Origin of the sequence: Vulcanococcus sp. CPBay_Sum15L08_68, from assembly GCF_017855895.1 — a bacterium.
GTDB lineage: Bacteria > Cyanobacteriota > Cyanobacteriia > PCC-6307 > Cyanobiaceae > Vulcanococcus.
In genome coordinates this window covers 1-10498 of sequence record NZ_JAFMFX010000064.1, presented here as the reverse complement: position 1 = coordinate 10498, position 10498 = coordinate 1, and the positions used below count along the sequence as shown (strand labels likewise).

12 protein-coding genes are annotated in these 10498 nt (G+C 66.6%); 5 read left to right on the top strand and 7 right to left on the bottom strand.

Annotation, left to right across the window (positions count from 1 at the left end; all coding sequences use genetic code 11):
- Positions 1-64 precede the first annotated feature (64 nt).
- Positions 65-538, bottom strand: a complete 474-nt coding sequence (locus tag QZ189_RS09435) for an Occludin/ELL family protein (RefSeq protein WP_296421622.1) — start codon at positions 536-538, stop codon at positions 65-67.
- A gap of 60 nt (positions 539-598) precedes the next feature.
- Between QZ189_RS09435 and pyrE the strand changes: the two genes are divergently transcribed.
- Positions 599-1183, top strand: a complete 585-nt coding sequence (pyrE, locus tag QZ189_RS09430; protein ID WP_296416399.1) for an orotate phosphoribosyltransferase — start codon at positions 599-601, stop codon at positions 1181-1183.
- Complete coding sequence (locus QZ189_RS09425; protein ID WP_296421621.1) at positions 1180-2040, top strand: aminomethyltransferase; 861 nt, start codon at positions 1180-1182, stop codon at positions 2038-2040. Before pyrE ends, QZ189_RS09425 begins: the two co-directional genes overlap by 4 nt.
- Here the strand turns inward: QZ189_RS09425 and QZ189_RS09420 are convergent.
- Positions 2031-3482: a TM0106 family RecB-like putative nuclease gene (locus QZ189_RS09420; RefSeq protein ID WP_296421620.1), complete on the bottom strand. Its 1452-nt coding sequence runs from the start codon at positions 3480-3482 to the stop codon at positions 2031-2033. The genes QZ189_RS09425 and QZ189_RS09420 overlap by 10 nt on opposite strands.
- 63 nt (positions 3483-3545) lie before the next feature.
- On the opposite strand from QZ189_RS09420, the gene QZ189_RS09415 reads away from it, so the two are divergent.
- Positions 3546-5012 carry a phosphoglucomutase/phosphomannomutase family protein gene (locus QZ189_RS09415; RefSeq protein WP_296421619.1) on the top strand — a complete coding sequence of 489 codons (1467 nt, stop codon included), beginning with the start codon at positions 3546-3548 and terminating at the stop codon, positions 5010-5012.
- Positions 5012-5614: an RdgB/HAM1 family non-canonical purine NTP pyrophosphatase gene (gene rdgB, locus QZ189_RS09410; RefSeq protein ID WP_296421617.1), complete on the top strand. Its 603-nt coding sequence runs from the start codon at positions 5012-5014 to the stop codon at positions 5612-5614. Before QZ189_RS09415 ends, rdgB begins: the two co-directional genes overlap by 1 nt.
- Here rdgB and QZ189_RS09405 read toward each other — a convergent pair.
- The 5 genes from QZ189_RS09405 to fabI all read right to left on the bottom strand — a co-directional run bounded on the left by QZ189_RS09405 (position 5599) and on the right by fabI (position 9600).
- A complete protein-coding gene (locus QZ189_RS09405) occupies positions 5599-6300 on the bottom strand; it encodes an SIMPL domain-containing protein (RefSeq protein WP_296416806.1) in 702 nt (233 codons plus the stop codon). The genes rdgB and QZ189_RS09405 overlap by 16 nt on opposite strands.
- A 93-nt stretch (positions 6301-6393) precedes the next feature.
- Positions 6394-6690 carry a YciI family protein gene (locus tag QZ189_RS09400; protein ID WP_296421615.1) on the bottom strand — a complete coding sequence of 99 codons (297 nt, stop codon included), beginning with the start codon at positions 6688-6690 and terminating at the stop codon, positions 6394-6396.
- Positions 6690-8132: a carotenoid oxygenase family protein gene (locus QZ189_RS09395; protein WP_296416811.1), complete on the bottom strand. Its 1443-nt coding sequence runs from the start codon at positions 8130-8132 to the stop codon at positions 6690-6692. The genes QZ189_RS09400 and QZ189_RS09395 overlap by 1 nt, the downstream gene beginning before the upstream one ends.
- A 55-nt stretch (positions 8133-8187) precedes the next feature.
- Complete coding sequence (gene hisB, locus QZ189_RS09390) at positions 8188-8796, bottom strand: imidazoleglycerol-phosphate dehydratase HisB (protein ID WP_296416814.1); 609 nt, start codon at positions 8794-8796, stop codon at positions 8188-8190.
- A 24-nt stretch (positions 8797-8820) separates the two neighbouring features.
- Positions 8821-9600: an enoyl-ACP reductase FabI gene (fabI, locus tag QZ189_RS09385; RefSeq protein WP_010314422.1), complete on the bottom strand. Its 780-nt coding sequence runs from the start codon at positions 9598-9600 to the stop codon at positions 8821-8823.
- Between the two features lie 79 nt (positions 9601-9679).
- Here fabI and QZ189_RS09380 point away from each other — a divergent pair.
- A partial coding sequence (locus QZ189_RS09380; protein ID WP_363155652.1) for an FAD-binding domain-containing protein occupies positions 9680-10498 on the top strand: 819 nt, incomplete at its 3' end.

Here is a 10498-nt window from a genome sequence, read left to right as displayed (position 1 = left end):
TCGCCTAAGGCGGATTATGAGTCCGCTGCATTCACCAGATTGCTAGACCCCCGGCGGTTGTGGTTTACCACAGGCCGCGCACGGGAGCAGAGAGGTTGCTGCAGCCGCCCTGGGGCAACCCTTGGCAGAAGCCATTGGAGACATCGGCCGTGCGCCAAGGCAGCGGGGTGCTCTGCTGATCCAGCAGCACTTGATAGGTGTTCTCCACCGCCGAACCGTCCCAGACGATCGTCTGATCGGGGAAACCCAGACCCATCACCCGGTTGCCCTCGCGGCCGCCCATGGCAATGCCGAGAACATCGGTGATCTGATTCACGACGCTGACCCCACGGGCATAGGGCGCGGTGTAGCTGAAGAAGCGCTGCTCCATCAGCTCAGGGGTGGTCGTCACCGGCCCGCAGCGACTGACCTCCACCAGCGGAGAACCATCGAGGGGCGCCTCGATGCTGGTGCGGCAGACAACGGGGCCCGCTGAAGCAGCCGGGATCAGCGATCCCGCCGCAGCGGCAGCAATGGCGAGTGAGCGGAGCAGCTGCATCCCTTGGGGCTCTGGGCTCTAGGCGCAAACTAGACAGACCGAGAGCTCGACGCCAGCGGAGTGACTACCACCGTTTCCCTGCCTTCCACCAGCACCGAACAGCGGCAACTGCTGCTGGAGCTGCTGGCCACGCGGGCCTACCGCCACGGCAACTTCACCCTGGCCTCCGGTCGCACCAGCAGTCACTACGTCAACTGCAAGCCCGTCAGCCTCAGCGGATTGGGCCTCGCGCTGCTGTCGGCCCAAATGCTGGAACTGGTGGAGCCCGGCGCTGTGGCCGTCGCGGGCCTGACCCTCGGCGCCGACCCCCTGGTCAGCGGCGTGGCCCAAGCCGCGGCCTTGGCCGGTCAAGCCCTGGATGCCCTGATCGTCCGCAAGGAAGCCAAAGGCCATGGCACCGGTGCCTGGCTGGAAGGGCCCCTGCCGGAAGCGGGAAGCCGGATCACCGTGCTCGAGGACGTGGTCACCACCGGTGGCTCCTCCCTCAAAGCGGTGAAGCAGTTGCGCGAAGCGGGGTATGTGGTCGAGCGCGTCGTGACGATCGTTGATCGCCAGGAAGGCGGTCTGGCTGCCATGCAGGAGGCCGGCCTGGAGCTGCGCAGCCTGTTCCAGCTGGATGAAGTCGCAGCCGCACACCAGGCATGAGCGCAGCCAGCCGCTGGGGCACTCCCGTCAGCTTGATCCGCCTGGAGGGCAGCGACACCCGCCGCTTCCTGCACGGCCAGAGCAGTCAAGCGATTGAACTGGCCAAACCCGGAGACTGCCTGCCGACCTGCCTGATCAGTCCCACGGCCCGAATGCGCGGCCTGGCGCTGGTCTGCGTCGATGACGCAGGCGCTGAGCTGATCGTCATCGCAGGAAATGGTGAGGCCATCCGCGCCGGCCTGGATCGCGTGCTCTTCCCCGCCGACAACGTGCGGCTGGGCGCTGTTCAGCCGGCCACCCTCTGGCAGTGGCAGGGCGAAGCCCAAACCGAAGACAGCGTGCTGCTGCGACCCGGAGTCGACCTCGGCAGCGGTCCGAATGCCGCCGTTGTCTTGCAGCGATCTGACGAGGAGCTGCCGCCATGGCTCGCTGACCTGCCGGAATGGTCCGGCGAGCAGGTGGAAGCCAACCGCCTGCGCCATGGCCTGCCCGCCGAACCGAGTGAACTGAACGACGACACCAATCCGTTTGAACTCGGACTGGCCCAGTGGGTGAGCCTGAACAAGGGTTGCTACGTGGGCCAGGAGACCCTGGCGAAACTCGCCACCTACGACGGGGTCAAGCAACAGCTGCGCTACTGGGAGAGCAGCGAAGCCCTCGAGCCCGGCACAACCCTGAGCAGCGCCGGCGGCGAGCGGGCTGGAGTGGTGACCTCCTCTCAGGGCGGCCGGGGGCTGGCGCTGATCCGCCGCTCTCAGCTCGAAGCCAGCACCCTGCAGGCAGACGGCACCGAGGTGACCATCAGCACACCCCTGGCCTTTATCGCGCCTCCAATCGGCGCTGGCGGTCAGGGCTGATCGAGAAGCCAACGGGCGACCACCCAGGTCGCCAGGGCATCGTCGTGGTTGTAGCGGAAGATCCGGCGCAGGTTCTGGCGGGAGCCACGGCCATCGGCGCCGGCTCCGCCCAGGCGCCAGCGCCGCCACCAGAGCAGGGCCCGAGCGCCATCGACACCCTGCTGGCTCCAACGGAAGCCGAGCCAACTGGCCACCGCCTTCAGCCCGTAGCTGTTGGTGGGCATCCACCAGTGCTGGCGCAGGCGCTGATGCACATCCAGCATCCGGGCCCGTAGGGCCTTGAGCTCCCGCTCGCGCACCCCCAAGCGTTGGCCCATCTTCACCAGGGCCAAGACCTCCGTTTCGCCGAAGTGCAAGACCGGCCAATCGGGATAGGCCTCGAGCAAACGCATCAGGCGCTGCCAGAGCCGCTCCTCACCGTGCTCCAGCAGGGCCAGAACCGGGTGATAAGGCGCAGCGGAGGCCTGGGCTAGATCCGGCCAACTGCCATCGGGATTGCGCGGCAGCCGCACAAAGCCATGCAGGAAATCGTCCCGGGCATCGGGATCCGATTCGATGTCGTAGATGAGCACCCCAGGTGCCTTCGCCAACTCCGGCAGGGCCGCCAGAGGGTCGCGCCGCAACGGTTCGCCCCTGGCCTGCACCTGGGCTTGGGTGACCAGCTGCGGCGCAATCTCGGCGTGCTGCTCGCCATAGGTCATCAGGCGATCCGCCAGGTCGCCTGGATCGGCCTCAGCCAGGGCACCGAGACGATCGATCCCCAGCTCCATCAACATGTCGCGCCGCTTGGCGCCGATCCCACTGACTTCGCTGAGGTGTCCCTCCGCCGCGGCCACTTGGTCACAGCTGGCCTTCCAACTGCAGAGCACGCACTTCTTGCGATCGGCCACCAGGGGAGGCGGCGTGGGCCGGCGCAGATCCTCGGCCAGGCGCTCCAGCGCTTCATCCAGCTGTCGCGGCAGGCTGCCGGCCAAGGGGACGGTCTCCTGCTGCAACCCCCGGCCTGATCCCGAGAGCACCAAGGCGGTTCGAACCGGTGCCTGTTGCGCCTCCGCCAGCAACCGCCCCCAGAGGGCCAGGACGTAGCGGTGCTCGCGCGTCGTCCGCCGTCCCGGCCGAAACAACACCGGCCGATAGCTGTGAGGCCCCCAACGGCTTTCGCCTTTGACCCTCTGGAGCAGGGGCGGGTGGGCCTCGACGCCTTCACCCTTCAGCCGCAGGCCCACCACCGCCGGAGCTCCGGCCTGGGCTGCCGCCTCACCATGGCCGGGGCGCTCAGGGAACAAGGTCGCGAAACTGCGGCGCTGCTCATCGAGCTGCAGTTCACGGTGGGACGTCCAGAGCCGCTGGTCGCTATCGCCATGGCAATCCAGCCAGGCGCGGCGCTTGCAGCGCAACCAACTGCGCAAGAAGCGGTCGTTGAGCAGGATCTGAGCTGGCACCCCCTGACGCTAGGTGGCCGCCGCAGGCTGCTAGCACGTGGATGTCGCCCCTGCCCTGCTCCGATGGCTTCAGCGCCCCTGCCCCTGGAGGCCAGCCCCATTGCCTTCGGCACCGACGGTTGGCGCGGCATCCTCGGCGTGGACATCACGGTCGAGAGGCTCCTGCCGGTTGCTGCCGCGTCCGCCCGGGAACTGGAGGCCTCAGCACCCGCAGGACTGAACAGCCGCGAGATTGTGGTCGGCTACGACCGCCGCTTCCTCGCGCCGGAACTGGCTGAAGCGATCTGCAGCGCGGTGCGCGGCGCCGATTTGGTGCCGGTGTTGGCGGAAGCGCCCATCCCCACTCCGGCCGCCAGCTGGGCCGTGGTGGAACGCCAGGCCCTCGGTGCACTGGTGATCACCGCCAGCCACAACCCGCCGGAATGGCTCGGTCTGAAGATCAAAGGCCCCTTCGGGGGATCAGTGGAAGGGGACTTCACCAAGCGGGTGGAGCAGCGGCTGCAGGCCGGCGGCATCTCCGTGCCGATCCAAGGCGAGACCCTGCGCTTTGACGCCATGGGGACCTACCTCGCGGGCCTCAAAGCCAAGGTCGACACCCAGGCCCTGAGTGACGGACTCGAGCGCCTGGGTCTGCAGGTGATCGTCGATCCAATGCACGGCTCCGCGGCCGGTGGACTGAGCCGCCTGCTCGAAGGTGCAGCGAAAAGCGATCACCTGCGCGAAATCCGCTCCAACCGCGATCCTCTCTTCGGCGGCAACCCGCCCGAACCCCTGGCCCCCTACCTGCAGCAACTGATCGCAGAGGTGCGGGCCTCGACCCTGGCCGGCCGGCCGGCCGTGGGCATCGTCTTTGACGGTGATGGCGATCGCATTGCGGCGGTGGATGAACACGGACGTTTCTGCAGCACCCAGCTGCTGATGCCCCTATTCATTGATCACCTGGCCCGGGCCAAGGGGATGAGCGGTTCGGTGGTGAAAACCGTGAGCGGATCTGATCTGATGCAACTGGTGGCCGAAGACCTTGGCCGTCCAGTACTCGAGAAGGCCGTGGGCTTCAAATACATCGCCGCTGAAATGCTCAGCAGTGACGTGCTGGTGGGCGGCGAGGAATCAGGCGGTGTTGGCTTCGGAAGCCACCTGCCGGAGCGCGATGCCCTCTACGCCGCGCTGCTCTTGATTGAGGCCCTGGTGGAGGGGGGCCAACCCTTGGGCGTTCGCGTCAGTGCCTTGCAGGAGCGCTGCGGCGGTGCCGCGGCCTACGACCGCCTGGACCTACGCCTCAAAGACATGGCCACCCGGCAGCGGCTGGAGGACTTCTTAGCCAGCACCCCGCCAAAGGAGGTCGCCGGATCCCCTGTTCAAGAGGTGATCACCACCGACGGAGTGAAACTGCGCCTCGGCCCCAGCCACTGGCTGATGCTGCGCTTCTCCGGCACCGAGCCCCTACTGCGGCTCTATTGCGAAGCCCCGAGCGAAGCGCGTGTGGCTGAAGTGCTCTCCTGGGCGCGCCAACTGGCCGAAGGAATCTGATGACCACCCTGGTGATCGCCAGCGGCAACGCCGGCAAGGTGCGTGAGTTCGCTCAACTCCTGGAGGACCTGGGCCTCGACACCCAACCCCAGCCCGAGGGCATTGAGGTGGAGGAGACCGGCAGCACGTTTGCGGCCAACGCCCGCCTCAAGGCCGAGGCCGTGGCCAAGGCGACAGGTCAGTGGGCCCTGGCCGACGATTCCGGCCTCAGCGTCGATGCCCTCGGCGGCGTCCCCGGAGTGCACTCAGCCCGCTACGCCGCCACCGATGCAGCACGCATTGAACGGCTCCTACAGGAGCTGAATGACGCGGGCGCCATCGACCCGGCGGCCCGTTCCGCACGCTTCACCGCCGCCTTGGCCCTCGCTGACCCCAGTGGTCGTGTGGTCCTTGAGGTGGAAGGTCACTGCCCAGGCCAAATCCTGATGGCATGCCGAGGCGATGGCGGCTTTGGCTACGACCCCGTCTTCTATGTGCCGGAAGTACAGCTCAGCTTTGCGGAGATGCCCAAAGCGCTTAAGGCCGAAGTGGGGCATCGGGGCCGCGCCTTCGCAGCCCTAAAACCCCAACTGCAGGCCCTGCTGGCTCAAGAGAGGCAGTAATCCAACGCCAGGCTCACCGAGTTGCGAGGAGCCGGGGCTTCCTCTGGGTTGAAGCTGGCCGAGAGGGCGCGGTTGTAGGGCATCGGCCTTGGCCCATAGCCGCCACGCTGATTAATCCGCAGCAACTGAACCCTGCGCAGCCCAAGGGCATCGGCCGTGGCCTGGGCCTGGCGCTTGCCGTCGGCCAAGGCCTGGCGCATCAACTGAGCCTGCACTGTTTCCGCACTACCGCTCGCAGCCAGCGACGTGAAGCCACGCAGGCTCACCCCAGGCAACGTGCCTGCTGCCTTGATCAGGGCGTCGTAGTTGCCCTTACTGACCTCTCCCGAGACATTGGTGCTGGCCCGCTGCCGCCGAGGCCCAGCGCTGCCGCCACCAATGGCATAGGTGCGCGGTGCAGGAATCGTCATCCGCCCGCTCACCAGTGGGGTCAAGGCTGTGCGCAACCGCTCAAGTCGGGAACTGATCTGCTCCATCGCCTCGGCCTTCGTTCCTGCCTCGGCATCAAGGCCGAGGTTGAAGCGAAAACGGTCAAAGGCGGTGGTGCCGCTTTGGCTGACCTGCAGTTGATAGAGGGTGCCGCCGCAGCGATCACCACCCCCTGCCTGGGCGGGTTGGATCAGCGCCAGAGGGGAGAGGGCAGGAATCAGGCAGAAGCCCAGGGCGGCGGATCGAAGGCTGAACATGGCTCAGGGGGCTGATCACTCCTGTCTACGGGCAATCCACGAGGCAGCAACAACCGGATCAAGCCACACCTGCGACCAAATCCAACTGGCTGCTCAGATCACCCCCAGATCACCCACCGCAGGGCGCCATTGCTGCAGCGTCCACTCCACCCCGCCGCTGAGCACCATCGGGTCCTGCTGGATCAACGCTTCGGCTTCGCTGTAGTCCCCGGCCTGCAGCAACAACAACCCACCGCCGCCGGGCTGACCCTCACCATCCACTAAGTAGCCGCTGCTGAGCACCTGACCTTGGCCACGCAGCTGCTCGACCCAGCGGCGATGGGCCTCGAGATGGGGTTTCATCTCGACGTAGGGCCGCAGGAAGCGCTCGGTTTTGACAAACCAGGGCATCAGGCCTGGGCCCAACTCCCATGCAGGCCGTGGGGCACCGCCAGAGGGAGCTCCAGCACCGCCACCTCCGCCAAGCTGGCTGCATCCAGGATCACCAGATCACTGGCACAGCGGGCACCGTTCCAGACCAGGCAGAGCACCCAGCCGTCGTCCTCGGCCGTGGCACCGGGGCGGGGCACCATCAGTGGCTCGCTGACAAAGCCACGGGGCGCCGCGCTCCAGACCCGGCCCGCTCCGGTGCTGAGATCCAGCTTTTTGATCGCCTGCAGGGGGTCGTTGCCGCGCTCCCGCTCCGCCACGGCCATCCAGCTGTAGCGGGCCTCCAGGCCCTGCCGCTCGGGGTTGACCATCGCGAACTCGCAGGTGCGCGACTCGAGCACTTCGGTGCTGACAGCACCGCTCTCGAGATGGATACGGCAACGCACCAGTTGCCCCTCTGGAATCGACTCAAAGTCGACCTGGCGGAAGTCCACATCCGGACCGATCGAGGGGAAGTCGTCGTAGTAGATCGAATCCACCACCAGCTCCTCGCCGTCTTCAAAGGCATTGAGGTGGTGGAAGACAAAGCCCTCAGGAGCCGGGATCTGCAGCGGCTTGCCCTCGCCGCTGCGGGGGATCAGCCAGAACTGCCCTTTCTCGCCAGGCTTTGAGCTGAGGCACTGGGCGGCACCCTTCTGGCCGATGACAAAGCCCGTCGGGTTAAAGGCGACGGCGTTCTGCAGGAAGACCGCCCAGTTCGGGGTGATCGCGAAGTCATGCAGGAAGGCAAAGCCCTTGAAGCTGTGGCGGCTATCGGCCAAGAGTGCTCCGGTGCTGGAGAACTCCATCAGCCGAATCGTGCTGCGGGGGCCGGCCTTCACGCCAAAGGTCACCATCCGAGGCTCGCCATGGTGGCCTGGGTCAAAGCGGGGATGGGCACTGAAGGCCTCACCGGGCTTGAGCAACCCATCCAGCCGGCTGAGGCCGCGGGTTTCCAGGGTCTCAGGGTCCAGCGCATGGGGTTCGGCGGCCTCCCACAGGGCCAACAGCTGATCTCCCAGCCGCACCACATGGGTGTTGGCGATGTTTTTCAGACGCAGGTCAAAGGCATTGGCGGCAATGCCGCCGGGCTTCTGGGTGCCAAAGACACCTCGGTAGAGGAATTTGTCCGCCTGCTCCTCGGCCTCAAAGCCCTCGGTGCGCACAAAGCGATTGCGCAGCTGGACCTGACCTCCCTCAAACCGCAGGGCGGTGATCATGCCGTCCCCGTCAAAGGGGTGATGCACCCACTGACCACCCCGCTCCAACCGGCCGGGACCATTCCGATACAAGGTGCCCTCGAGCTCAGCTGGAATCGCGCCCCGGGCTGCGGTCAGCGCGACGCCATCAAGCTCGACGCCAACATTGCGGAAGGCGCTGGCCCAATCGGAGCGGTCGTAGCCGAGAGCGGGGGCGACGGTCATGGGCAAAGACGCTGAGCGACGCCGCCATCATCGCGTAACGGAGTGTTAAGCGGGCCTAGGCGCCCGCGCGCTCCAGCACGCCCTTGCTGCTGGGCACCGCTCCGGCGCGGCGCGGATCCACCTCGGTGGCCTGGCGCAGCGCCCTTGCAAACGCCTTGAAGCAGGCCTCAACGATGTGGTGTGAATTCACCCCATCCAGCTGCCGGATGTGCAGGGTGAGGCCGGAGTTATTCACCACGGCCACAAAGAACTCTTTAACCAGCTCGGTGTCGTAGCTGCCGATCTTCTGAGCGGGGATCTGCAGGCCAAAGCTCAGGTGCGGGCGGCCGCTGCAATCGAGGGCCACCTGCACCAAGGCCTCATCCAGGGGCGCCACAAAGTGACCGAAGCGATGAATCCCGCGCCGGTCCCCCAGGGCCTGGGCCAGGGCCTGACCCACGGCGATCCCCACGTCCTCATTGGTGTGGTGATCGTCGATGTGGGTGTCACCCACGGCATTGATCTCCAGATCCACCAGCCCGTGGCTGCTGATCTGATGAAGCATGTGATCGAGGAAGGGCACGCCCGTGCTGGCGCTGCACTGGCCCGTGCCATCGAGGTTCAACTTGACGCGCACATCGGTTTCACCGGTGACGCGATGGATCTCGCCCGTGCGCATGGTCATGCCCTCCTCAGCTCAGTCTGCCGCTCACATGCCGGTGATGCAGTAGCCGGCGTCGACATAGATGGTCTGGCCGGTGATGCCGGAGGCCAGGTTGCTGGCGAGGAAGGCCGCGGTCCCGCCCACTTCGTCCTGGGTGACGGTGCGGTGCAGGGGAGCCTTCTCTTCGACGTTGTGGATCATGTCGAGGATGCCGCCGATGGCCGAGCTGGCCAGGGTGCGGATCGGGCCGGCGCTGATGGCGTTCACGCGCACCTGCTTCTCGCCCAGCTCAGCGGCCAGGTAGCGCACTGAGGCTTCCAGGGCGGCCTTGGCCACGCCCATGACGTTGTAGTTGGGGATCGCGCGCTCAGCACCGAGGTAGCTGAGGGTGATCACACTGCCGCCTTCGCTGAAGAGCGGCTTGGCGTGCTTGCAGAGCGGTGCCAAGGAGTAGGCGCTCACCTCGAGGGCACGGGCAAAGCCCTCGGGAGAGATGTTCGAGTAGTCACCGATCAGCTCGTCCTTACCGGCGAAGGCCAGGCAGTGCACCAGGACATCGATCTGGCCCCACTGCTCCTTGACCTTGGCGAAGACCGCTTCGATCTGAGCGGGGTCCTGCACGTTCAGGGGCTCGAACAGGGTGGGGGCCAGGGGAGCGGTCAGCTCACGCACCTTGCCTTCAAAGCGCCCCTTGTCATCAGGCAGATAGGTGACCCCGAGCTCGGCGCCAGCGGCGTGCAGCTGCTGGGCGATGCCCCAGGCGATCGACTTGTTATTGGCGATGCCGGTGACCAGGGCCTTCTTACCGCGCAGATCGAGGAGCATGAAACGGGCGCTTGCGTTGCGGTGATTCTCACCCAGAAGGCGCCAGACGCCAGGATCACTGGACCCCAAGTCGCCATCGTTGGCTAGCCCCACCCCGCGCGGAGTGCCCCTGAACTGGGAGGAGCACCCCGGTGATCTCCCCCGCCAGTTCAGCGATCGCAGCGCGCTTGAGCGCACGCTGCAGCAGCTCTTCCCCGAGGCCAGCGGCAGCCTCAGCCCGATCCAGGGCGGACGCAGCCAGGCGGATGCTCTCCTGCGCAGGGTCCAACCCGAGCGCTACGCCAAGGCCCGCAACTTCCTCAGCGGCCCCGTCACCCGGCTCTCGCCCTACATCCGCCACGGGGCCATCAGCCTGGCGGAGGTGCGCGATGCCGTTTTCGCCCGCACCAAGCAGCGGCAGGCCAGCGAGAAGCTGATCAATGAGCTGGGCTGGCGGGACTACTGGCAGCGGCTCTGGGAGCAACTGGGCGATGGGATCTGGAGCGACCAGGAACCGCTCAAGACCGGCCATCACCCCGGGGCCTATGCACCGGAGCTCCCCGCCGACATCACCGAAGGCCGCACGGGGCTGGCCTGCATGGATGGCTTCAGCCAGGAGCTGCAGCAGACAGGCTGGCTGCACAACCACGCCCGGATGTGGCTGGCGGCCTACGTCGTCCACTGGCGGCGCATCCGCTGGCAGGCGGGCGCCCAGTGGTTCCTGCGCCACCTGCTGGATGGGGACCCGGCTAGCAACAACCTCAGTTGGCAGTGGGTGGCCAGCAGCTTCAGCCACAAGCCCTACTTCTTCAACCGCTCCAACCTGGAGCGCTACAGCGATGGCCGCTACTGCCAGGACTGCAGCCTGAGCGCCAAGGGCTGTCCGTTTGAAGCCAGCTACGAGCAGCTCGAGCAGCAG